Source organism: Pseudactinotalea terrae (assembly GCF_009733845.1).
In the GTDB taxonomy this organism is placed as follows: Bacteria; Actinomycetota; Actinomycetes; order Actinomycetales; family Beutenbergiaceae; genus Pseudactinotalea; species Pseudactinotalea terrae.
The window spans coordinates 883,416-906,506 of record NZ_WNXZ01000001.1 but is presented as its reverse complement, the minus strand read 5'-3'; the positions used below and the strand labels follow the sequence as shown (position 1 = coordinate 906,506).

Annotated in this window: 23 protein-coding genes; 19 read left to right on the top strand and 4 right to left on the bottom strand. The window is 71.2% G+C overall.

Annotated elements, in window-relative coordinates:
* Window positions 1–222: 222 nt before the first annotated feature.
* Genes GPA03_RS04150 through GPA03_RS04105 form a run of 10 tightly spaced genes read left to right on the top strand, consistent with a single transcriptional unit; the run spans window position 223 to window position 8,253 of the window.
* Window positions 223–1,131, top strand: a complete 909-nt coding sequence (locus tag GPA03_RS04150) for a heme o synthase (protein WP_156251339.1) — start codon at window positions 223–225, stop codon at window positions 1,129–1,131.
* A 3-nt stretch (window positions 1,132–1,134) separates the two neighbouring features.
* Complete coding sequence (gene xerD, locus GPA03_RS04145) at window positions 1,135–2,058, top strand: site-specific tyrosine recombinase XerD (RefSeq protein ID WP_156250697.1); 924 nt, start codon at window positions 1,135–1,137, stop codon at window positions 2,056–2,058.
* Window positions 2,059–2,068: 10 nt separating this feature from the next.
* The gene (locus GPA03_RS04140; protein ID WP_156250696.1) at window positions 2,069–2,914 is read left to right on the top strand and encodes a ParA family protein; all 846 of its coding nucleotides are present in this window, start codon (window positions 2,069–2,071) and stop codon (window positions 2,912–2,914) included.
* Window positions 2,901–3,815 (top strand): segregation and condensation protein A, encoded by a 915-nt coding sequence (locus tag GPA03_RS04135; RefSeq protein WP_421958395.1) that lies wholly within the window; start codon window positions 2,901–2,903, stop codon window positions 3,813–3,815. Before GPA03_RS04140 ends, GPA03_RS04135 begins: the two co-directional genes overlap by 14 nt.
* Entirely contained in the window at window positions 3,812–4,489 is a 678-nt protein-coding gene (scpB, locus tag GPA03_RS04130; protein ID WP_156250695.1) for an SMC-Scp complex subunit ScpB, read from the top strand. Before GPA03_RS04135 ends, scpB begins: the two co-directional genes overlap by 4 nt.
* Window positions 4,486–5,226, top strand: a complete 741-nt coding sequence (locus GPA03_RS04125; RefSeq protein WP_156250694.1) for a pseudouridine synthase — start codon at window positions 4,486–4,488, stop codon at window positions 5,224–5,226. The genes scpB and GPA03_RS04125 overlap by 4 nt, the downstream gene beginning before the upstream one ends.
* A 12-nt stretch (window positions 5,227–5,238) precedes the next feature.
* Window positions 5,239–5,925 carry an MSMEG_4193 family putative phosphomutase gene (locus GPA03_RS04120; protein WP_156250693.1) on the top strand — a complete coding sequence of 229 codons (687 nt, stop codon included), beginning with the start codon at window positions 5,239–5,241 and terminating at the stop codon, window positions 5,923–5,925.
* Between the two features lie 9 nt (window positions 5,926–5,934).
* On the top strand, window positions 5,935–6,483 hold the full coding sequence (locus GPA03_RS04115; protein WP_156250692.1) for a DUF3090 domain-containing protein: 549 nt from the start codon (window positions 5,935–5,937) through the stop codon (window positions 6,481–6,483).
* A complete protein-coding gene (locus GPA03_RS04110) occupies window positions 6,480–7,265 on the top strand; it encodes an SCO1664 family protein (RefSeq protein WP_156250691.1) in 786 nt (261 codons plus the stop codon). The genes GPA03_RS04115 and GPA03_RS04110 overlap by 4 nt, the downstream gene beginning before the upstream one ends.
* Window positions 7,266–7,281: 16 nt before the next feature.
* Window positions 7,282–8,253, top strand: coding sequence for a DUF2332 domain-containing protein (locus GPA03_RS04105; protein ID WP_162458249.1), 972 nt, complete (start codon window positions 7,282–7,284; stop codon window positions 8,251–8,253).
* 5 nt (window positions 8,254–8,258) lie between these two features.
* On the opposite strand, the gene sepH is transcribed toward GPA03_RS04105, so the two are convergent.
* A complete protein-coding gene (gene sepH, locus GPA03_RS04100) occupies window positions 8,259–9,440 on the bottom strand; it encodes a septation protein SepH (RefSeq protein ID WP_156250689.1) in 1,182 nt (393 codons plus the stop codon).
* A gap of 279 nt (window positions 9,441–9,719) precedes the next feature.
* Between sepH and GPA03_RS04095 the strand changes: the two genes are divergently transcribed.
* Entirely contained in the window at window positions 9,720–10,019 is a 300-nt protein-coding gene (locus GPA03_RS04095; protein WP_156221908.1) for a DUF4193 domain-containing protein, read from the top strand.
* On the opposite strand, the gene GPA03_RS04090 is transcribed toward GPA03_RS04095, so the two are convergent.
* On the bottom strand, window positions 9,989–10,474 hold the full coding sequence (locus GPA03_RS04090; protein ID WP_156250688.1) for a DUF3093 domain-containing protein: 486 nt from the start codon (window positions 10,472–10,474) through the stop codon (window positions 9,989–9,991). The two genes, GPA03_RS04095 and GPA03_RS04090, sit on opposite strands and share 31 nt — an antisense overlap.
* 60 nt (window positions 10,475–10,534) lie before the next feature.
* On the opposite strand from GPA03_RS04090, the gene dut reads away from it, so the two are divergent.
* The 4 genes from dut to GPA03_RS04070 are packed head-to-tail and all read left to right on the top strand — an operon-like array spanning window position 10,535 to window position 12,779.
* The gene (dut, locus tag GPA03_RS04085; protein WP_206673475.1) at window positions 10,535–11,011 is read left to right on the top strand and encodes a dUTP diphosphatase; all 477 of its coding nucleotides are present in this window, start codon (window positions 10,535–10,537) and stop codon (window positions 11,009–11,011) included.
* A complete protein-coding gene (locus tag GPA03_RS04080; RefSeq protein ID WP_156250687.1) occupies window positions 11,008–11,718 on the top strand; it encodes a DUF3710 domain-containing protein in 711 nt (236 codons plus the stop codon). The genes dut and GPA03_RS04080 overlap by 4 nt, the downstream gene beginning before the upstream one ends.
* On the top strand, window positions 11,719–12,093 hold the full coding sequence (locus GPA03_RS04075) for an OB-fold nucleic acid binding domain-containing protein (protein ID WP_156250686.1): 375 nt from the start codon (window positions 11,719–11,721) through the stop codon (window positions 12,091–12,093).
* Window positions 12,090–12,779 carry a DUF3159 domain-containing protein gene (locus GPA03_RS04070; RefSeq protein ID WP_156250685.1) on the top strand — a complete coding sequence of 230 codons (690 nt, stop codon included), beginning with the start codon at window positions 12,090–12,092 and terminating at the stop codon, window positions 12,777–12,779. Before GPA03_RS04075 ends, GPA03_RS04070 begins: the two co-directional genes overlap by 4 nt.
* On the opposite strand, the gene GPA03_RS04065 is transcribed toward GPA03_RS04070, so the two are convergent.
* Together GPA03_RS04065 and GPA03_RS04060 are read right to left on the bottom strand one after the other, a co-directional pair.
* Complete coding sequence (locus GPA03_RS04065) at window positions 12,670–13,386, bottom strand: potassium channel family protein (RefSeq protein ID WP_156250684.1); 717 nt, start codon at window positions 13,384–13,386, stop codon at window positions 12,670–12,672. The genes GPA03_RS04070 and GPA03_RS04065 overlap by 110 nt on opposite strands.
* 2 nt (window positions 13,387–13,388) lie before the next feature.
* Window positions 13,389–14,042, bottom strand: coding sequence for a potassium channel family protein (locus tag GPA03_RS04060; protein WP_156251336.1), 654 nt, complete (start codon window positions 14,040–14,042; stop codon window positions 13,389–13,391).
* Between the two features lie 70 nt (window positions 14,043–14,112).
* Here GPA03_RS04060 and GPA03_RS04055 point away from each other — a divergent pair, with 70 nt between their 5' ends.
* From GPA03_RS04055 to GPA03_RS04040, 4 genes are all read left to right on the top strand, one after another.
* Complete coding sequence (locus GPA03_RS04055) at window positions 14,113–16,146, top strand: APC family permease (protein WP_156250683.1); 2,034 nt, start codon at window positions 14,113–14,115, stop codon at window positions 16,144–16,146.
* Window positions 16,136–17,347, top strand: a complete 1,212-nt coding sequence (locus tag GPA03_RS04050) for a class I SAM-dependent RNA methyltransferase (RefSeq protein ID WP_156250682.1) — start codon at window positions 16,136–16,138, stop codon at window positions 17,345–17,347. The genes GPA03_RS04055 and GPA03_RS04050 overlap by 11 nt, the downstream gene beginning before the upstream one ends.
* A gap of 383 nt (window positions 17,348–17,730) precedes the next feature.
* Entirely contained in the window at window positions 17,731–20,103 is a 2,373-nt protein-coding gene (locus tag GPA03_RS04045; RefSeq protein ID WP_156250681.1) for an HAD-IC family P-type ATPase, read from the top strand.
* Window positions 20,104–20,248: 145 nt separating this feature from the next.
* Complete coding sequence (locus GPA03_RS04040) at window positions 20,249–23,062, top strand: aconitate hydratase (RefSeq protein ID WP_156250680.1); 2,814 nt, start codon at window positions 20,249–20,251, stop codon at window positions 23,060–23,062.
* Window positions 23,063–23,091: the final 29 nt, after the last annotated feature.

Below are 23,091 nucleotides of genomic sequence, written 5' to 3'. Positions count from 1 at the left end.
GGTGCGTCGTCTCAGATGCGGGAGACAACCCGAGACAACCCTCCACGGCAGCGCAGCGCGGCTCGGTGAGATCCGGCGGCGGGACCGCCTAGACTGACGAGCGAGCGCACGTACGCCTGCTCGAGGCTGCGCCGGCGCGGCTGAGGAGCGTGAAGGACCGGAGTGGCACAGACCGAGGCGAGCAGCGGGGCGACGACCCGGCCGGCTGACGAGCGGGGCACGATGCCCGTGGCGCAGCGACCGCCGGTCACGCTCCGCCGGCGAGCCCTCGCATTCCTGGCGCTGACGAAGCCGCGCATCATCGAGCTGCTGCTGATCACCACCGTGCCCACGATGATCCTCGCGGCGCAGGGGTGGCCAGGGACCTGGCTGATGATCGCCACCGTGATCGGTGGCACGCTCGCCGCCGGGAGCGCGAACACCTACAACATGTGGTGGGACCGCGACATCGACGCGCTCATGAACCGCACCAAGAAGCGACCGTTGGTCACCGGTGACGTGACGCCGGTCCAGGCGCTGGTGTTCGCCTCGCTGCTCGCCGTGGCGTCGGTGCTGTGGCTGGGGCTGCTCGTCAACTGGTTCGCCGCCTGGCTCGCGCTGGCCGCCAACGTCATGTACTCGGTCGGCTACACCATGCTGCTGAAGCGGCACACGTCGCAGAACATCGTGTGGGGCGGGGCCGCCGGCTGCATGCCCGTGCTGATCGGCTGGGCAGCCGTGACCGGGGGCCTGACCTGGGCACCGGTGCTGCTGTTCGGTGTGATCTTCTTCTGGACGCCGCCGCACTACTGGCCGCTGTCGATGAAGTTCAGACGAGACTACGAGGCGGCCGGGGTCCCGATGCTCCCTGTCGTCGCGGCGAACACCACGGTCGCGAAGCAGATCATCGTCTACGCCGCCCTGATGGTGGCGTGCACGCTCGCCCTGGTGCCGGTCGGTGGCCTCGGGTGGTTCTACGCGGCCGTGGCCGTGATCTCCGGCGCGTGGTTCCTCACCATCTCGATCCTGCTGTACCGGCGCGCCGCTTCCGGTGTGCGCAAGGTCCACGCCATGTCGGTGTTCCACGGCTCGATCACCTACCTGACCATCCTCTTCGTCGCGGTCGCGATCGACCCGTTCCTGCCCTTCTAGGCCATGACGCCGCCAGAGGCGCTCGCGGAGTATCTCGCCCATCTCGGGGTGGAACGCGGCCTGTCGGAGCACACGCTCGCGGCGTACCGGCGCGACCTCGAGCGTTACCTCGCTTTCTTGACCGGGCGCGGGATCACCGACCTGGCCGCCGTCTCGGAGGCAGAGGTCGCCTCGTACGTCGAGGCGCTCCGAGCAGGCTCCGACGGCGGCTCTGCGCTCTCGCCGTCGTCGACCAACCGCGCGGTCGTCGCCGTGCGCGGCTGGCACCGGTTCGAGGTCCGCGAGGGCCGCGCCGCGAACGACCCGGCGGCCGCCGTCCGTCCGGCCGGAGGCGTCAAGCGGCTCCCGAAGGCGATCTCGGTCGACGACGTCGAGCGACTCCTCGACGGCGCCTCGGCCGCCGACGGGGTGCTCGGGCTGCGCGACCGCGCGCTCGTCGAGGTGCTCTACGGGACCGGAGCCCGCATCAGCGAGGCGATCGGGCTCACGGTCGACGACGTCGAGCTGGACCGGCAGGCGCCCTCGATCCACCTCTTCGGCAAGGGCCGCAAGGAGCGCGTGGTCCCGGTCGGGAGCTATGCGATCGATGCGCTGGAGGCCTACCTGGTGCGGGGCCGGCCGGTGCTCGCGGGGAACGGCCGCGGCAACGCGGCGCTGTTCCTCAACCAGCGGGGCAACCCGCTGTCGCGTCAGAGCGCCTGGGCCGTGCTGCAGGACGCGGCGGCCCGCGCCAAGATCGGCACCCACATCTCGCCGCACACGCTGCGGCACTCGTACGCCACGCACCTGCTCGCGGGCGGTGCCGACGTGCGTGTGGTGCAGGAGCTGCTCGGCCACGCGTCGGTCACGACCACGCAGATCTACACGTTGGTCACACCGGACACGCTCCGCGAGGTCTACGCCGCCTCGCACCCCCGCGCACTGTAGGTTTGGGCCGATGAGCATCGACGACTCCGACCCGGAGGCCGCGCGCGACTTCCCGGCGCCGGCACCGCTGTCGTCGCACGGTCCCGCCCGCATCATCGCGATGTGCAACCAGAAGGGCGGGGTCGGCAAGACGACCACCACGATCAACCTCGGTGCAGCCCTGGCCAGCTACGGCCGCAAGGTGCTGCTCGTGGACTTCGACCCCCAGGGCGCGGCCTCGGCCGGGCTGGGGGTCAACGCCCACGAGCTCGATGCCACGATCTACACCGAGCTGATGAGGGCTCGTCCCGACGTCCGCGAGATCATCCAGAGCACCTCGGTCGACGGCCTCGATCTCGCGCCCGCCAACATCGACCTGTCGGCCGCCGAGGTCCAGCTCGTCAACGAGGTGGCCCGCGAGCAGGTGCTGAGCCGGGTGTTGCGGAGCGTCACCGATACCTACGACGTCATCCTCATCGACTGCCAGCCCTCGCTCGGTCTGCTCACGGTCAACGCGCTCACCGCCGCCCACGGCGTGGTGATCCCGCTCGAGACCGAGTTCTTCGCGTTGCGCGGTGTGGCGCTGCTGGTCGAGACGATCGACAAGGTCCGCGACCGCCTCAACCCGCGCCTGCAGACCGACGGCATCCTCGCCACGATGTACGACGGTCGCACGCTGCACTCCAAGGAGGTGCTCGCGCGGGTGCGGGAGGCCTTCGGCGACACGGTGTTCTCGACGGTGATCGCGCGCACGGTCAAGTTCCCCGACGCCTCGGTCGCGACCGAGTCCATCCTGACCTACGCCCCGAACCACGCGGGTGCCTACGCCTACAAGAAGCTCGCCCGCGAGCTGATCGCCCGCGGTGCAGCCGCCTGAGGCGGCGGAGCCCGCTGCCGAGCCGGTGACCGCGACGTCGGTCGTCGAGGGGGAGGCCGCGGTCGCCCTCACCCGCCCCGGCCGGTTCGAGGTGACCCTCGAGAACTTCACGGGTCCCTTCGACCTGCTGCTCTCGCTGATCGCGAAGCACCAGATGGACGTCACCGAGGTCGCGCTCGCCGTCGTCACCGACGAGTTCATCTCCTTCATCCGCACCCAGAAGGACTGGGACCTGTCGCAGGCCAGCGAGTTCCTCGTGATCGCCGCGACGCTGCTCGACCTCAAGGCGGCGCGGCTGCTGCCGGGTACCAGCACCGACGAGATCGAGGATCTGGAGCTGCTGGAGGCGCGGGATCTGCTGTTCGCGAGGCTGCTGCAGTACCGGGCGTTCAAGCAGGTGGCCGCGCACCTGGGCACCGAGTGGGAGCGGCACGGACGGGCACACCCGCGCTCGGTGTCGCTCGAGCCCCATCTCGCTGCGCTGCTGCCCGAGCTCGTGCTGCAGATCGGACCCGACGACCTGGCCCGACTGGCTGCGGCCGCGCTGGCGCCCAAGGCTGCACCGGAGGGCGTGGACATCTCCCACCTGCACGCGCCCGCGGTGAGCGTGCGCGACCAGGCGGGCGTGATCGTGGATCGTCTCCGCCGGGACCACGCGGTCTCGTTCCGGACGCTCGCCGCCGACGCCGGGTCGCTCAACGTGGTGGTCGCACGGTTCCTCGCACTGCTGGAGCTGTTCCGCGAAGGTGCGGTCTCGTTCGACCAGGCCAGCGCGTTGGGCGAGCTGACGATCCGCTGGACCGGCAGCGACGCCGGCGAGATCGACGTGGCCGACGAGTACGACGACGACCCAGGGGAGCCCACGTCTGCGCCCCCGGACGAGCAGGTGGAGGCACCATGAGCGAGACGGAGACCGATCCGGTGGCCCAGGAGCCGCCCCAGGCGCCCGAGCGCGAGGCGCCCGAACGGGAGACCGATCTCGCGGCGGCCGCCCGCGTCCTCGACGAGCCCGGCGGCCTGCCCGCTGCGCTCGAGGCGATCCTCATGGTCGCCGACACCCCGGTGCCGACGACGCAGCTGGCCACCGTGCTGGCGCGCCCCGAGGCCGAGGTCGAGCAGGCCTTGCAGGAGCTGGTCGAGGGGTACGAGGTCCAGCATCGTGGCTTCGTGCTGCGCGAGCACGGCGGCGGCTGGCGCTACTACTCGAACCCGGTGTTCGCTCCGGTCGTCGACGCCTTCGTGCTCGATGGCCAGACCGCCCGGCTCACGCAGGCCTCGCTCGAGACCCTCGCCGTCATCGCGTACCGGCAGCCGGTCTCGCGCGGCCGGATCGCCGCGATCCGTGGTGTCAACGTCGACGGCGTCGTGCGGACGCTGCTGGCGCGCGGCCTCATCGAGGAGGCGGGCCAGGATCCCGACGGCGGTGCGAACCTGTACCGCACCAGCACCTACTTCTTGGAGCGGCTCGGCCTGCGCAGCCTCGATGAGCTGCCCCCGCTGGCGCCCTATCTGCCCGACCTCGACGAGGTCAACGAGCCGGGCACCACCACCATCGACCTGGGAGACCGCTCATGAGCGTCCACGACCCGTCCGGCGTCCGGCTTCAGAAGGTGCTCGCGTCCGCGGGCTTCGGCTCGCGCCGCGCGTGCGAGACCATCATCGACTCCGGGCGGGTGACGGTCGACGGCGAGCAGGTCCGGGAGCTGGGGATCCGGGTCGACCCGCGCACCGCCGTCATCCATGTGGACGGGTTGCGGGTGCAGCTCGACGAGACCGTGGTGACGCTCGCCCTGCACAAGCCGGCCGGGGTCTACTCCACCATGTCGGACGAGCAGGGTCGCCCCGACCTGTCGGCGTACGTGGCCGACCGTACCGAACGCCTCTTCCACGTCGGGCGACTCGACGCCGAGACCGAGGGTCTGATCCTGCTGACCAACGACGGCGAGCTCGCGCACCGGCTCGCGCACCCTTCCTACGAGGTGCCCAAGACCTACGTCGCGTACGTCGAGGGCCGCGTGGCGAAGGGCCTGGGGCGCGAGTTGGCCAAGGGCGTCGAGCTCGAGGACGGGCCGGTCGTCGTCGACCGGTTCACGCTGATGGAGACCACCCCGAACGCCTCGCTGGTCGAGGTGACGCTGCACGAGGGGCGCAACCACATCGTGCGGCGACTGCTCGAGGAGGTCGGGCACCCGGTCACCAGGCTGGTGCGGACCTCGATCGGTCCGATCCGGCTGGGGCACCTCAAGCCCGGCCGCACGCGGGCGATCGAAGGCACCGAGCTGGGTCGGCTGATGTCGGCCGTCGGTCTGTAGAGCGGCGGCACGGTGGCGACGGTCCTGCTGGTCCGGCACGGGCGCACCACGGCCAACGCGAGCGGCGTGCTCGCGGGGCGTACCCCGGGCGTCGAGCTCGACGAGACCGGTCGGCAGCAGGTCGGCGCCGCCGGCGCCCGGGTCTCCCGTCTGCGGCTGGCCGCAGTGGTGAGCAGCCCGTTGGAGCGCTGCCGGCAGACTGCGATGGCGCTGCTCGCGCAGCAGCCGGCCGACGGCGCCTCCGGGGTGGAGGTCGAGGACGGGTTGTCGGAGTGCGACTACGGGCAGTGGCAGGGGCGCACGCTGGCTGAGCTCGCCACGGAGCCGCTGTGGAGCCTCGTGCAGAACCAGCCCACGGCGGCGTCGTTCCCGGGCGGGGAGTCGATGGCGGCGATGCAGGCGCGCGCTGTGGCGGCGGTGCGCCGCCACGACGCCCGCATCGGCGAGGCAGCCGGTACCCACGCGGTGTGGGCCGCCGTCAGCCACGGCGACATCATCAAGGCGGTGCTCGCCGACGCCCTCGGGATGCACCTCGACTCGTTCCAGCGGATCGACGTGCACCCGGCCTCGATCTCGATCGTCCACTACGGGGGTCCGCGACCGTACGTGCTCGGGCTCAACACGCTCGCCGGTGAGGTGGCCTGGCTCGGTCCCACGCCGGAGCCGATGGTGGGTGGCGGCGGCGGGACCGCAGACTAATCTGGAGCCATGTCTGCGATCGTGCACGGCTTCGACTGGCCGGACCGATTCGTCACCGGAACGGTGGGGGAGCCAGGTTCGCGGACGTTCTACCTGCAGGCCCAGGAGGGCAAGCGGGTCGTGAGCGTCGCGCTGGAGAAGCAGCAGTCCGCCGCGTTGGCCGATGGTGTCGACGCCGTCCTGGACCAGCTGATGACCGAGGAGGGCAACCGGTACTCCGTCCCGGAGACCGCGCCCAGCGGGCTCGCCGACGACGAGCCGCTGACCGAACCCGTGGAGGAGGAGTTCCGGGTGGGCGAGATGCGTCTCGCCTGGGATGCCTCGACCGCGCAGGTGGTCATCCAGGCGTCACGGTTGCTGCTCGACGACGACGGCACCGTCATCGAGGAGGAGGACCCCGCCGAGGTGATGGTGGTGCGTCTCCCGGTCGGCGCGGCGCGCGCCTTCGCGGCGCGCACCCGCACGATCCTCACCCGGGGGCGTCCGATCTGCCCGATCTGCGAGGAGCCGATGGATCCGGATGGTCACGTCTGCGCCATCACGGACGGCTTGGAGTGACCTCGACCCAGCAGCAGACCGAGGAGCCGCTCGCCGGCCCGCTCGAGCTGGTGGGTCGGATCACCACGGCGTCCAACGCGACGTTCCTCGGTCGGATCGGTGACGTGCAGGTCGTCTACAAGCCCGTGGCGGGCGAACGCCCGCTGTGGGACTTCCCGGACGGCACGCTCGCCCGACGCGAGCTCGCCACGTATCTGCTCTCCGAGGAGATCGGCTGGAACATCGTGCCGACGACGTGGCTCCGCGAGGGCCCGTTCGGCGAGGGCATGGTGCAGCTCTGGCAGGAGCCCGACGGCGTGGTGCGCCCCGCGGTCGCCCTCGTGCCCGCCGACCACGAGGTGCCGGACGGCTGGTGCCATGTGCTCGACGGCCTCGACGAGACCGAGCGCCCGGTGTCGTTGCTGCATGAGGACTCGGCCGCGATGCGCCGGATGGCGGTGCTCGACGTGCTCGCGAACAACGCAGACCGCAAGGGCGGGCACGTGCTCGAGATGCCCGACGGGCACCGGTACGGCGTCGACCACGGCGTCACCTTCAACGCCGAGCCGCGGCTCCGTACGATCCTCTGGGGCTGGGTGGGGCAGGAGCTCGACGAGGCGGAGATCGACGGCGTCAGCCGGGTCCGTGATGCCCTCGACGGCTCCCTGGGGATCGCTCTGGGCGCTCTCCTCGATGTCGACGAGGTGAGCGCGTTCCGACGGCGGTGCGACCGGCTGCTGGCGGAGGGTGTGTTCCCCGAGCCCGAGGGTGAGATGCCCCCGATCCCGTGGCCGCCGCTGTGAGACCGACCTGATGGAGGTGTCCGCACCCGACGTGGCCGGGCTGTATCGGCGGTTCGCCGAGGTCGAGGCACGCGGCTCGTCGCAGACGTACGAACGCCTCTGCCTCGCCATCTCCGAGCACGCCGGTGTGCTCGCGTTCCTGCGGACCGTGCCGCCGCTGAAGCGGCAGCCGAACCTGCTGCTCGGCGCCCTCCGGCTGCTGGGCGCCGACGTCGGCGACCCGATGGCCGCGCTCGACTTCGCCATCGAGCACTCCGAGGATCTCCGGGCGGTGATGCTGGCCCGTTCCACCCAGACCAACGAGCCCGCTCGCTGCGCGGTGCTGCTTCCCGCGCTGGCGTTGCTGCCGGAGCCGCTCGCCATCCTCGAGGTGGGCGCCAGCGCGGGGCTCTGCCTGCAGTACGAGAAGTACTCCTACGCCTACCTGGGCGAGGACGGCGGGTCGGTGCGCGTCGGTGAGGGCGCCCTCACGCTGCCGTGCCTGGTCGAGGGCGTGTCCCCGCCCGAGCGGGTACCGCAGATCGCCGCGCGGCTCGGCCTGGACGCCAACCCCCTGGACGCCTCCGACCCGGACGTGGCCCGATGGCTCGAGTGTCTCGTCTGGCCCGAGCACACCGAACGTGCCGAGCGGCTCGGAGCCGCCCTGACCGTGGCCGCGTCAGACCCGCCGGTGGTGGTGCGAGGGCTGGCGCCGCGGGACCTGCCCACGGCGGTCGAGCATCTTCGCGCCGACGCGCCCGACGCGACGCTCGTCGTGGTGCACAGCGCGATGGTGGCCTACCTCGATCGCCCGCACCGAGCCGCTCTCGCACGAGCCTGCCGCGCGGCGGGGGCCCGGCGGCTGGGGCTCGAGGGCGCGCAGGTGACGGCCGATCTCGGCGTCCCGGTGCCGGCGGGTGACTTCGGGGGGCGGTTCCTGCTCACGCTCGACGACGTCGTGCTCGGTCACGCGGACCCGCACGGGCGCGAGCTCGCCTGGCTCGCGTAGTCGAGCTACTGGTCGGAACGGGCGCCGAAGACGATCTCGTCCCAGCTGGGGACGCTGGTCCGGCGGTTCTTCTGGGACCGACGGGTGGGACGTTCCTTGATCACCGTGGCGTCTGTGGCCTCCTCCGGGGCGGAGGCGGCCGGGTGGGCGCCGTCGGGCCGGGTGTCGTCCGCGGCGTCGTCGGAGCGGTCGTCGTCGGCGTCGTTCTCGTCGGCCTCGTGCTCCGGCTGGGCGTCGGCAGCGGCCTCATCGCCCTCGTCCCACAGGGCGGGGGTGTGCGGGGCCGCCCGCAGCACTGTCGGCGGGCGGGGGGCGGACTCCTCCTGGTCGGAGGCGAGCACCTCCTCGGCCAGCGTCTCGTCGTCGATCTCGATGTGCTGCCGCACGCCCCGCGCGGCGCTCAGCTCGTCGAGGAGCGCCTCGGTGTCCTCGGCCGAGATCTCGGCCTCGGGTTCCTGCGGGGTCGGCGGCTCCGACGGCTCGGGCGCCTGCCGCGCCGAGCGGAGGTCACGGGGGCGGGTGTCACGGATCACAGCGTCCACAGCGGCGAGTGCGGGTGCGACGTCGGCATCGGTCTCGACGTCGTACAGTCGCGCCCCGCGCACCGCGGAGAGGTGACGCCGCGGCGTGCCCGGCCCGAGGTCGGTCTCCGAGAGCCACCGGCTCTCGTCGTCGACGGCGACCACGCTGCCGGCGGCGAGGTCCACCTGCCAGGTGGCCTCGCGCTCACGGTCCCCGGCCACGAAGCGAGCCACGACCTCCCAGGGCTCGGCCCCACGCCGTCGAGCATCCCAGTCGATCTGCTCGACCCCACGCGCGGCGAGGCGGTCCACGACCATGTCGCCCAGGGTGGGGGAACCCGGCTCACGGCCCAGCATCATCGCCTGCGCGCGTTGCGCGACGTGGCCGCGCTCGGCCAGGGCCGGCCCCTCGTAGCGGCGCACCTGCTCCACGGGCACGCCGGCCTCGGCTGCGATGTCCTCGGCGGATGCGCCGGCCCGGACCAGCGACTGGATCTCGCGGGGGCGCAGGCCCTCCGACCGGATCTGCTCCAGCTGGGGACGGTCGCGGCGAACCGCGGCGCGGAGCGCGTCATCGATGGGGAGACGGTGGCGCTGACCCTCCTCGTCGACCAGCACGATGTGCTCTCCATCGGCGTGGATACCGACAAGCTCGAGCTCAGCCATGACACCTCCCAGGACAGTTCACCACCCCCGAGCCTGCCACGCCGAGCGTCCGGATCTGCCGATTCAGGTCGGTGTGGCGGTACTGGAGGGAGTTCGAACACGATCCGAGGGCGGCTCGCGCGTGATCCGGTGTGCATTCTGGCGTTCGATGGTGCACAATCTGCTCGCCTGCGTACGGGAACAATCCGGCCCGCAGTGCGTTGTACCCGCGTACGGCGTTCCCGACGCGCTGTATGAACAGCACCAGCCCGACGACGATCAAGGACCGACGAGAACCACATGGCGACCGACTACGACGCCCCGCGCAAGACCGACGAAGAGCTCAGCGAGGACTCGCTCGAAGAGCTCAAGGCGCGCCGTGCCGAGAAGAACTCGGGGACCGTCGACGAGGATGAGACCGAGGCTGCAGAAGGCTTCGAGCTACCCGGCGCCGACCTCTCCGGCGAAGAGCTCAGCGTGCGCGTGCTGCCACGACAGGCTGACGAGTTCACCTGCTCGCGCTGCTTCCTGGTGCACCACCGCAGCCAGCTCGCCTACGAGGAGGGCGGTCAGCCCGTCTGCTCGGAGTGCGCTGCCTGACCCTCCTGGCCAGCAGCATCACGGCACGCGACCAGCACCGTCGCGAGCTCAGCAGGACGACGGGTCGACACCACCCAGTAGGGCGTGGTGTCGGCCCGGTCCTGTACCTGGACCCTGACGGCGGTGCGTATCCACGAGCGGTGCAGCAGCCACGCGTCCGCGCGCAGCTCGGGTCCGAGCGCGAGGCGAGTCCTCTCGGTGTCCAGGGCTTCGATCTCGCCCAGGTGCTCGGCTTCGAGGAACGCCTTGCCTGCGTGCAGCCCGTCGGGGCCGACGGCCACCCGCGGTCGGGAGGCCAGCAGGGCCACCAGCAAGCCGACACCCACGGCGAGGCCGACCGGCACAGCGATCGGCAGCCCCAGCGGGAACGTCGCGGCACCGGCCATGAAGGTGCCGACAGGCACCAGCAGCCACATCGCCGCCGACGGGTGCAGTCGTTCCTCGTACGTGATCACGGCACCAGGGTGCCAGGTGGATTCGCACGGTCCCGCACTGAACGTAGGATCGATCGAGTGATCGACTCCGAGCCCGTACAGGTGCTGGTGCACCGACTCGACCCCGAGCTGCCGCTCCCGGCGTACGCCCACCCCGGCGACGCCGGTCTCGACCTCCTCGCCCGCGAGGACGTCACGCTGGCACCGGGCGGCCGTGCGGCGGTGCCCACGGGCGTGGCGCTCGCGCTGCCGGCAGGGTACGTCGGGCTGGTGCACCCACGATCCGGCCTGGCGCGCAAGCACGGCATCACGGTGCTGAACGCCCCGGGCACGGTGGACGCCGGCTATCGAGGCGAGATCCAGGTGATCCTCGTCAACACCGATGCCGTTGAGACCGTCACCCTGCGCCGTGGCGACCGTGTCGCCCAGCTGGTGGTGCAGGCGGTCGCGCAGGCGGAGCTGATCGAGGTCGGCTCGCTACCGGGCAGTGACCGGGGCGCGGGCGGGTTCGGCTCCACCGGGGGATTTGGGGCCATGACAGCGGAGGCTCGGGCATGAGGTGGTTCTCCCGCAAGGGGCGCGACGAGAGCGACGACGTCGAGGAGACCGACGTCGAGACGAACGAGCAGGATCCGCCGGCAGAGCCCGAGGGCAGCGGCCCGTGGGACCTCGAGGAGGTGCCCGAGCTCGGCGCCCGGGTCGACCTGGGTGCGTTGCGCGTCCCGGTCCGCCCCGGCATGGAGGTGCGCATGGAGCAGGAGCGCAAGACTCGCCGGATCGTCGCCGTCAACGTGCGCCACGAGGGCTCGGCGCTCCAGCTGCAGGCGTTCGCCGCGCCGCGCTCGGCCGGGCTGTGGGAGGAGCTCCGCGAGGAGATTGCCGGCACGATCACCAAGCAGGGCGGTTCGTCGGAGGAGCAGGAGGGCCGCTTCGGCCCCGAGCTTCTCGCGCGGCTCCCGATCAGGACGCCGGACGGCCGCAGCGGGCACCGACCCGCCCGGTTCATCGGCATCGACGGCCCACGCTGGTTCGTGCGTGCCGTGCTGACGGGCAAGGCCGCGGTCGACGCCGAGTCGGCCGCCACGATGGAGGCTGTGCTCGCCGACCTCGTCGTGGTGCGCGGCGAGGAGGCGCGAGCTCCCCGCGACCTCCTGGCACTGCACATGCCGGGCAAGCCCGGCCAAGAGGTCCCGAGCACCGCTGCCACACGGCCCAGCATCGATCTCGGCAGCCCGCGCGGCCCTGAGATCACCGAGGTCCGTTGAGTGTCCCGGGCCCTGAAGGAGCGGCTCCGGCGGGTGTTCGCCTCGACCGGTGAGCTCGAGGCCGACGACGAGCTCGTCGAGGCTGCGCTGCGGGGCACGGATCCGGTCTCCCGATGCCGCGCGCGCGAGCGCCACAGCCTCTCCGGGGTGCTGCGCTCGGTCCGGTACGCGGCGCGCGATGCCCGGCCCGAGCTCGTGGCCGAGCTGTACGACGGCTCCGGCAGCGTCGACCTCGTGTGGCTCGGACGGCGGGAGATCGCCGGTATCGAGCCCGGACGGCGGCTGCTCGTGACCGGGCGGCTCAGCGAGGGCGATCAGCACCTGGTGATGTACAACCCCACGTACACGCTGCTCGCCCCGACGGTGGCGTCATGACGGCGACCGGCCCGGAGGAGGCGACCGAGGAGCCTCAGCGGGGCATGCGACAGCTCGCCTCGGCGGAGTTCGACGGGCTGGAGGCCATCGGCGGCTGGCGGGGCATGGTCGAGTCGGTCGCGCCCGGCCTCGTGTTCGTGGTGGTGTTCGTGGCGATCCGTGAGGTCGTGCCCGCGGTGATCGCCTCGGTGGCGGTCGCGGTGCTGGCCACCGTGCTCCGACTGATCCAGCGCACCCCGGTCACGCAGGCGGTCGGCGGCCTGCTCGGCATCGGCATCGGGGCCGTCTGGGCGTGGCGCAGCGGCGAGGCCCAGAACTTCTTCGTCTGGGGCCTGTACACCAACCTGGCGTTCGCCGTCGGGGTCACGATCTCGATCCTCGTGCGCTGGCCCGTGGTGGGCGTCATCGTGGCCACGCTCTTCGGCAAGGGGCACGACTGGCGCAGCACCCCGGCGCTGATGCGGCGGTACACGCTGGCCTCGTGGCTGTGGGTCGGCGCGTTCGTGCTGCGGCTCGTGGTCCAGGTACCGCTCTACCTCGACGGCGACACGGGCTGGCTCGGCGCCGCCCGCCTCGTCATGGGGCTTCCGCTGTGGGCTCTGGTGCTGTGGGTGACGTGGGTGCTGGTGAACCCCCGAGCAGATCCTGAAGCTCGGCAAGATCGGCAGGATCCTCCGACGAGCTGATCAGCAGCAGCTCGTCGCCGCCCTCGAGCGTGTCGTCGGCCGAGGGGGGGATCGGCCGGTCCCCGCGGATGATCGCCGCCAGCACGCTGTGGCTCGGCCACGCGATCGCGGCCACCCGCTGGCCGACCACCGAGGCGTCCTCGGCGAGCGTGATCTCGTACATGCTCGCGCCGGACTGGTGGAAGGTGAAGATCCGCACCAGGTCGCCGACCGAGACGGCCTCCTCGACCAGCGACGTCATGATCCGCGGGGTCGAGACCGGCACGTCGACGCCCCAGGCGTCATCGAACATCCACTCGTTCTTGGGGTTGTTGACGCGAGCGACCGTGCGTGGCACGGCGTACTCGGTCTTGGCGAGCAGCGAGACGACGAGGTTCACCTTGTCGTCACCGGTCGCGGCCACCACGACGTCGCAGGTGTCCAGGTGCGCCTGGTCGAGCGAGGAGATCTCGCACGCATCGGCAAGGATCCACTCGGCATCGGCCACCGAGGACACCCGCATCGCTGCCGGCTCCTTGTCGATGAGAACCACCTCGTGATCGTGGTTGAGCAGCTCGCGCGCGATCGAGCGCCCCACGCTGCCAGCACCTGCGATGACGACCCGCATGCTCACTCCTCCTCGGCCGGCGGCCGGACCGCGAGGACGCGCTGCACGTCGTTGACGCGAGGCGTCTCGACGAGCATGTGGATCACGTCGTTCTCCTGCAGCAGGTCGTCGGGTGCGGGGATGTAGCCCTCGCCCAGCCGGGTCAGGTAGGCCACGCGGGCGCGCGAGACCCGCTGCACGTCGCGGATCGAGCGACCCACCCACGCGGCGTGGCTGTCCATCTCGCAGAGCTGGATGCGCCCGGACGCATCGGTGAACTCCGAGTCGGCGCCACGCGGGATCATCCGTCGCAGCACCTGGTCCGCGGTCCAGCGCACGGTCGCGACCGTGGTGATGCCGAAGCGCTGGTAGACCTCGGCCCGCCGCGGGTCGTAGATGCGGGCGACGACGTCGGTCACCCCGAAGGTCTCGCGCACCACCCGGGCGGCGATGATGTTGGAGTTGTCGCCCGAGGACACCGCGGCGAACGCGCGCGCCTCCTCGATACCGGCCTGCACGAGCGCATCCCGGTCGAACCCGAGCCCGGTGACGCGGCGTCCCTCGAAGTCGGCGGAGAGCCGGCGGAACGCGTCGGGGTTCTGGTCGATGATCCCCACCGAGTGGCCGCGCTCCTCGAGGGCCTCGGCGAGCGTGACGCCGACACGGCCCGCGCCCATGATGACGAAGTGCACGATTGCCGAACCTACACCCAGCAGTCCCGTCCGTGCGGGCGTAGCATCGGCAACCGTGCCCGACATCGTCGATGCCGCCAAGCGCGTCCTGGTAGGCCGCCCGGTCCGTAGCGAGGCCCTGGGCCACACCCTGCTCCCGAAGCGTCTCGCGCTTCCCGTGTTCGCCTCGGACGCGCTCTCGTCGGTGGCGTACGCCCCTGACGAGATCCTGCTGATGCTCTCGATCGCGGGTCTGGCCAGCTACACGATCTCTCCATGGGTGGGCCTCGCGGTCGTCGTGGTGCTGCTCACCGTGGTGGCCTCGTACCGCCAGACCGTGCGGGCCTACCCCTCGGGCGGTGGCGACTACGAGGTCGCCACCAAGAACCTGGGCGGTACCGCCGGCCTGACGGTCGGCAGCGCGCTGCTCGTCGACTACGTGCTCACCGTGGCCGTCTCGGTATCGTCGGGCGCCCAGTACCTGGCCACCGTGCTGCCCGCCGCCCGCGGTCACGAGGCCGCGATCGCGTGCGGGTTCGTGGCGTTGCTGGCGCTGCTCAACCTGCGCGGTGTGCGCGAGTCGGGCCGCGGGTTCGCGATCCCGGTCTACGTGTTCATGCTCTCGATGGGCGTGCTGGGTGTCGTCGGTGGCATCCAGTGGCTCACGGGCTCGCTCGGGGCGGCTGAGTCGGCCGCCTTCGACGTCACCCCACGGCCGGGGTACGAGCAGGGCCTGGTGGGTCTCGCGGGAGCGCTGCTCGTGCTGCGCGCGTTCACCTCGGGCGCCGCAGCCCTCACGGGTGTCGAGGCCATCGCCAACGGGGTGCCGGCCTTCCAGCGACCGAAGTCGAAGAACGCCGCCACCACGCTGCTCATGCTCGGCGGCATCTCGGTCTTCATGCTCACCACCGTGCTCGGCCTCGCCAAGGCGACCGGCGTCCGGTTCGTCGAGGACCCCGCTTCCCAGCTGCACCTCGACGGCGGCGACGTCCCCGAGTCCTACCAGCAGGACCCGGTGCTGGGTCAGGTCGCCGAGACGGTGTTCGCGGGCTTCCCGCTGCTCTTCTACGTCGTCACCGGAGTCACGGGGCTGATCCTGCTGCTCGCCGCCAACACGGCGTTCAACGGATTCCCCGTGCTGGGCAGCATCCTCGCCCGCGACGGCTACCTTCCCCGCCAGCTCCACACCCGCGGCGACCGGCTCGCCTTCTCCAACGGCATCCTCACGCTCGCCCTGGCGGCGATCTTCCTGATCTGGGTCTTCGACGCCCAGGTGACGCGCCTGATCCAGCTGTACATCGTGGGCGTGTTCGTATCGTTCACGCTCGGCCAGCTCGGCATGGTCAGGCACTGGAGCCGCGCGATGGACACCGAGGCACGTCCACGCGAGCGCAACCGGATGCGTCGGTCCCGGGCGATCAACCTCTTCGGCTTCGTTCTCACCTCGATCGTGCTCACGGTGGTGGTGATCACCAAGACGACCCAGGGCGCCTGGATCACGATGGCCCTGATGATCGTGCTGTTCGTGCTGATGCGCGGCATCCGCAAGCACTATGACCGGGTCACCGAGGAGCTCACGCTCGACGACGTCGAGGGCGCGAAGGCCCTGCCGGCGCGGGTGCACGCGGTCGTGCTCGTGTCCAAGGTGCACAAGCCCACGATGCGGGCGCTGTCCTACGCGCGTGCCACGCGACCCTCGACGCTGCAGGCGATCACGGTCGGCGTCGACGCGGCCGACGCGGAGCGCACCCGCGCGGCATGGGATGCGGCCGGGATCCCGCTACCGTTGACGGTGCTCGACTCCCCGTTCCGCGAGATCACGCGGCCGGTGCTGGAGTACGTGCGGTCGCTGCGGCGTTCTTCGCCTCGCGACCTCGTGGTCGTCTACATCCCCGAGTACGTCGTGGGTCATTGGTGGGAGCAGTTGTTGCACAATCAGAGCGCGTTGCGCCTCAAGGGGCGGCTGCTGTTCACGCCGGGCGTCGTCGTGGCCTCGGTGCCGTGGCAGCTCGACTCCTCGCGGGACCTGTCCCGCTCGTTCGCCGTCGACGAGCCGGGCCAGCAGCCCGGTGACCTCCCGGCACCGGGGGCGGTGCGCCGTGGCCACTGAGACACCGCTGGAGCTCGTCCTGGAGATCGGGCCGGCCGTGCACGGTGGGCACTGTCTCGCGCGCCACGAGGGGCGCGTGGTGTTCGTGCGGCACGCGCTGCCCGGGGAGCGGGCCAGGGTCCGGATCACCGAGCAGCGGCGCAAGGGCTACTGGCGCGCAGACGCGGTCGAGATCCTGGACGCCTCACCCGACCGGGTGCCGAGCGTCTGGCCCGAGGCCGGGCCCGACGGCGTGGGCGGCGGCGAGCTGGCGCACGTGGCTCTGCCTGCGCAGCGCGAGTGGAAGCGGGGCGTGCTGGTCGAGTCGCTCGTGCGGATCGGCGGCTTCGACGCGCAGGACCCGCTTCTCGCGGGTCTCTCGGTCGAGCCGGTCCCCGGCGACGTCGACGGGCTCGGCACGCGCACCAGGATCGAGCTCACCGCCGACGGCGCGGGCCGGGCCGGGATGTACCGGTACCGGACGCACGACGTGCTCCCGCTGCGGGAGATGCCTCTCGCGGTGGCCGAGATCGCCGCGCTCGACCTCCTGAGCCGCCGCTGGCAGCCCGGTGCCCGCATCGACGCCGTCGCACCGGCGGACGGGGACCCGGTCGTGCTGGTGGACGGCCGGCCCGCGAAGGGCGGTCGCACCCATGTGCGCGAACGGGTCCAGGCCGGCGCCGACGAATACCGCTACCGCGTGGCCGCGGCAGGTTTCTGGCAGATCCACCGCGGCGCCCCGGCCACCCTCGTGGACGCCGTGCTCGAGGCCGCCACGCTCGAGCTTGGGCAGCGCGTCGTCGACGCCTACTCGGGCGCCGGCCTGCTCAGCCTCCCGCTCGCTCGCGCTGTCGGCGAGCAGGGCCACGTGCTGGCGATCGAGTCCGACACCCAGGCGGGCAGGGACGCTCGTCGGAACGCGCACGGCGTTCCCCAGCTCGAGCTGCGCACGGCCCAGGTCACGCAAGCCCTGCCTCACATCGAGACCCGGCCGGACGCCGTCGTCCTCGATCCTCCCCGGGCAGGTGCCGGGGCGGGGGTGCTCAACGGGCTCGCCGACCTCGAGGTGCCGCTCATCGTGTACGTGGCCTGCGACCCGGCGGCGCTCGCACGCGATGCGCGCATCGCGGTCGAGCGCGGCTACCGGTTGGAGGCGTTGCGAGGACTCGACCTCTTCCCGCACACGCACCACGTCGAGGCTGTGGCGACGCTCAGGCGGTGACGGCGCCGCCGGGTCGTCGACGCGCCCGGCTGCCCGAGGGCGCGCACGTGGCGTGCGCGTACGACCTGGCAGCGGGCGTCACAGGGGCGGGGCCGGCCGAGACCCCCATCTCGACCGCCCCGCCCCGGGCACCCCTCCGAACGCCTCATCGCCCGCCGGCGGGGGCGAGGCGGGCCCGACCCCACCGCACCCCCTGACCCGACGGGCTCGTCCACCGGCGAGGACCGCGGCGCAGGCGGAGCCGAAGCTGCGACGCCGTGGCAACCATGTGCTGTCCTCTCTGCTCGGTGCGACGTGCTTGAGAGACGTGGACGGGGACCCGTCATGACGCGAGAACGGATGTGATCCGCATCACGGCCCGAGTTCGGCCATACTCGGGGACCGTGCAGCAAGCCACCTCGATCGTGCCGCCGCCCGGTCTGACCTCCGCCGACGTCGCCGCCCGCGTGGACGCGGGGAAGGTCAACGTCACCGACGACACCTCCTCGCGCAGCCTGTGGGAGATCGTCCGTGGCAACCTCTTCACGCTCTTCAACGCGATCCTCGGGGTAGCCCTCGTGGTCGTGCTGTCGGTCGGGGCCTGGAAGGACGCGGTCTTCGGCTTCGTGCTGCTGTTCAACACGCTGATCGGAGCGGTGACCGAGTACCGGGCCAAGCGCACACTCGACCGGCTGGCGATCCTCAACCAGGCCGAGGTGGCCGTGATCCGCGACGGCGCGGAGCATCGGGTGCCCATGCGGGAGGTCGTGCTCGACGACGTGCTGCGGCTGCGCCTGGGCGACCAGGTGCCTGCCGACGGCGAGGTGCTCAGCTCGGTGGGTCTTGAGGTGGACGAGTCGATGCTGACCGGAGAGAGCGAGCCGGTCGACAAGACTCCCGGCGACCCCGTGCTCTCCGGATCAGCGGTCGTGGCCGGCTCGGCCGTCGTCCGGGCCACGAAGGTCGGGCCCGATGCCTACGCACAGAAGCTGACGGCGCAGGTCAAGCAGTTCTCGCTCGTGGGGTCCGAGCTCCGCAGCGGCATCAACAAGGTGCTCGTGGTGATCTCGTGGGTGATCGTCCCGATCGCGTTCCTGCTGTTCTGGAGCCAGATCCGCAACGCCGGCGGCTGGCAGACCGCCTTCGCGGGCGACGGCTGGCGCGAGGCGGTGGTGCAGGCGGTGGCCGGCATCGTCGGGATGGTGCCCGAGGGGCTGGTGCTGCTCACCTCGATCAACTTCGCGCTGGCGGCGATCATCCTGGCCCGGCGCAAGGTCCTGGTGCAGGAGCTGCCCGCCGTCGAGGTGCTCGCACGCGTCGACGTGCTGTGCCTCGACAAGACGGGCACGATCACCGACGGCTCGGTCGAGCTCGACGAGCTGGTCGAGATCGAGGAGGTCGCCGGGTCCCGCGAGCTGCTGGCAGCCCTCGCGCGCGAGCCCGGCGCCTCGCCGACGACAGCGGCGATCGCCGGCGGGCTCGCCGAGACCCCCGTGGTCGCGCAGGAGGAGGTCGTCCCGTTCAGCTCGGCTCGCAAGTGGAGCGGGCACCGGGCGGAGTCGGGCACGTGGGTGCTCGGCGCCCCCGAGGTGCTGCTCGCCTCTCGAGGGGCCGACGACGGCGTGCTCGCCCGCGTGAACGCGCTCGCCACGACAGGTGCTCGCGTCATGCTGCTCGCGCGGGTGCGCGCCGGGGATCTGGCGGGGGAGTCGTTGCCGGACGACCTGCAGCCCGCGTTGCTGGCGGTGCTGCGGGAGCGCGTGCGCCCCGACGCTGCCCAGACGCTCGAGTACTTCGCGGCGCAGGGAGTCGAGGTCAAGGTGCTCTCGGGCGACAACCCGGCGACCGTGGGCTCGATCGCCGGATCGGTCGGGCTGCAAGGGGGCGCCGAGGCCGTCGACGCGCGGACGCTCCCGCACGACCGTGAGTCCCTGCGGGACCCGATCAGGCGTGGCCGGGTGTTCGGCCGCGTCACGCCCGAGCAGAAGCGCGCCTTCGTGCACGCCCTGCAGGACGAGGGTCGTACGGTCGCCATGACGGGGGACGGCGTCAACGACGCGCTCGCGCTCAAGGACGCGGATCTCGGCATCGCGATGGGCAACGGCGCGGCGGCGACCAAGGCGGTGGCCCGGCTGGTGCTGCTCGACGGCCGGTTCTCCACGCTGCCGGGTGTGGTGGCCGAAGGGCGCCGCGTGATCGCGAACATGGAGCGCGTGGCGGCGCTGTTCCTCACCAAGACCACCTACGCCGTGCTGCTCGCCGTCGTGGTCGCCCTCGTGGCCTGGCCCTACCCGTTCCTGCCGCGTCACCTCACGCTCGTCGGTGCGCTGACGATCGGCACGCCGGCGTTCTTCCTCGCGCTCGCACCGAACAACCAGCGGTACCGGGAGGGTTTCCTCGACCGGGTGCTCCAGCTGGCGGTGCCCTGCGGCCTGATCTGCGGCTCCGGCGTGCTGGTGGTCTTCGGGATCCTGCACGAGCGCGGCGAGGAGCTGCAGGCGAGCACCGGTGCCACGCTGACGCTGATCGTGATGGCGCTGTGGCTGCTCGCGATCCTCGCGCGGCCGTGGAACTGGTGGCGGCTCGCTCTGGTCGCCGTGATGGCGTTCGGAGCGGTGCTGGCCGTCGGCATCCCGACCGCGCGCGACTTCTTCGCGCTCGAGTGGCCCGCCGGCCCGACCGCGCAGCTCGTCGTCGTCGTCGGGCTCGTCGGGGCCGCGCTGATCGAGCTGGTCTACCGCCTGCGGGAGCAGCGGCTGGCCCGCCTGACGCCATGACACCGGCGACGCGCTGTGCCACGCTGGAGCACGACGTGATGGGGACAGCCTGGTAAGATATCTCGACATCGAGATAATTGATTGAAGTCGAGCCCGACGTCATGGACGTGACGTCCTCGGCGACGAACGACCGGATGGAGCAGCAGTGAGCGCGGTGAACAGCTTCGGAGCCAAGGGCACGCTCGAGGTAGGCGGGGCCAGCTACGAGATCTATCGACTGGGAGCGGTCGAGGGGCTGAACAAGCTGCCTTACTCGCTCAAGGTCCTGGCGGAGAACCTGCTGCGCACCGAGGACGGTGCGAACATCACGGCCGACCACGTCAACGCGCTGGCCGGCTGGGACCCGAGTGCCGAGCCGAGCACCGAGATCCAGTTCACGCCGGCCCGCGTGGTGATGCAGGACTTCACCGGTGTGCCCTGCGTGGTGGACCTGGCGACCATGCGTGAGGCCGTGGCGGAGCTGGGCGGGGACGCCTCGGCGATCAACCCGCTCTCGCCGGCTGAGCTCGTGATCGACCACTCGGTGCAGATCGACGTGTTCGGGCGCGCCGACGCATTCCAGCGCAACGTTGACCTCGAGTACGAGCGCAACCACGAGCGGTACCAGTTCCTGCGTTGGGGCCAGACCGCGTTCGACGACTTCAAGGTCGTGCCCCCGGGCACCGGCATCGTGCACCAGGTCAACATCGAGTATCTGGCGCGGGTGGTGATGGTCCGTGACGGCAAGGCGTACCCGGACACCCTCGTCGGCACCGACTCGCACACCACGATGGTCAACGGCCTGGGCGTGCTGGGGTGGGGCGTGGGTGGTATCGAGGCCGAGGCCGCGATGCTGGGGCAGCCGGTGTCGATGCTGATCCCGCGGGTCGTCGGTTTCAAGCTGAAGGGTGAGATCCCCTCCGGGGTGACCGCGACCGACGTCGTGCTCACCATCACCCAGATGCTTCGCCAGCACGGCGTGGTGGGCAAGTTCGTCGAGTTCTACGGCAAGGGCGTCGCCCAGGTGCCGCTCGCCAACCGCGCCACCATCGGCAACATGAGCCCCGAGTTCGGTTCGACCGCGGCGATGTTCCCGATCGACGAGGTCACGCTGGACTACCTGCGCCTGACCGGCCGCGACGAGGAGCAGGTGGCGCTGGTCGAGGCGTACGCCAAGGAGCAGGGGATGTGGCTCGCCCCGGACGCGGAGGACTACGTCGAGCCGGAGTTCTCCGAGTACATCGAGCTCGACCTGTCCACCGTGGTGCCGTCGATCGCCGGGCCGAAGCGGCCGCAGGACCGCATCGCGCTCACCCGCGCGAAGGAGCAGTTCCACGCCGACCTCGAGAACTACGTCGTCGACGGCAAGCGCATCGAGAAGAGCCCGGTGGACCAGGAGCTGGCGGACACCTTCCCCGCCTCCGACTCGCCGTCGCACGACGCGCACGAGGAGTCCTCGCCGTTGGGCCAGCCGACCAGCTCGCCGGTGGTGCAGTCCAGCCGTGCGCACAAGCTCGTGGACGTGACCGCACCGGACGGCAGCACCTATCAGCTCGACCACGGGCGGGTCGCGATCGCCTCGATCACCTCCTGCACCAACACCTCCAACCCCGAGGTCATGCTGGCCGCGGGACTGCTCGCCAAGCGTGCGGTCGAGAAGGGCCTCCAGGTCAAGCCCTGGGTGAAGACCTCGATGGCACCCGGCTCGCAGGTGGTGACCAACTACTACGACAAGGCCGGTCTGTGGCCCTACCTGGAGAAGCTCGGCTATCACCTGGTGGGGTACGGCTGCACCACCTGCATCGGTAACTCGGGGCCGCTGCCCGACGAGGTCTCGCAGGTCGTCAACGAGCACGACCTCTCGGTCGTCTCGGTGCTGTCGGGCAACCGGAACTTCGAGGGGCGGATCAACCCCGACGTCAAGATGAACTACCTCGCCTCGCCGCCGTTGGTGATCGCGTACGCGCTCGCCGGCACGATGGACTTCGACTTCGCGTCCGAACCGCTCGGTCAGTCCGAGGACGGCACCCCGGTGTTCCTCGAGGACATCTGGCCCTCGCCCCAGGAGGTCCAGGAGACCATCGCTTCTTCGATCAGCCGAGAGATGTTCACCTCCGACTACGCGGACGTGTTCACCGGCGACGAGCACTGGCGCAACCTCGACACCCCTGAGGGCGACACGTTCTCGTGGGACCCGGAGTCCACCTACGTGCGCAAGCCCCCGTACTTCGAGGGCATGACGGTCGAGCCGGCGCCGGTCACCGACATCTCGGGTGCGCGTGTGCTCGCGAAGCTGGGTGACTCCGTCACGACCGACCACATCTCGCCGGCTGGCTCGATCAAGCCCGACTCACCTGCGGGCACGTACCTCGCCGAGCACGGGATCGCGCGCCGCGACTTCAACTCCTACGGCTCCCGCCGCGGCAACCACGAGGTGATGATCCGTGGCACGTTCGCCAACATCCGGCTGCGCAACCAGTTGCTGGACGGCGTCGAGGGCGGGTTCACGAAGAACCTCCTCACGGGCGAGCAGACGTCGATCTACGACGCGGCACAGGCGTACGCCGAGGCGGGCATCCCGCTGGTCGTGCTCGGCGGCAAGGAGTACGGTTCCGGCTCCTCGCGGGACTGGGCGGCCAAGGGCACGGCGCTGCTCGGCGTCCGCGCGGTCATCACGGAGAGCTTCGAGCGCATCCACCGCAGCAACCTGATCGGGATGGGCGTGCTGCCCCTGCAGTTCCCGGCGGGCGAGACGGCGGACTCGCTCGGGCTCGACGGCACCGAGACGTTCGACATCAGTGGCGTCACCGCGCTCAACGATGGTTCGACCCCGAGCACGGTGCACGTGAGCGCCACCAAGGCCGACGGCTCGGTCGTGGAGTTCGACGCGGTCGTTCGCATCGACACCCCCGGTGAGGCGGACTACTACCGCAACGGCGGGATCCTCCAGTACGTGCTGCGTTCGCTGGTCGCCGCCTGAGCACATCTGACACACCCCCGGCTGAGCCG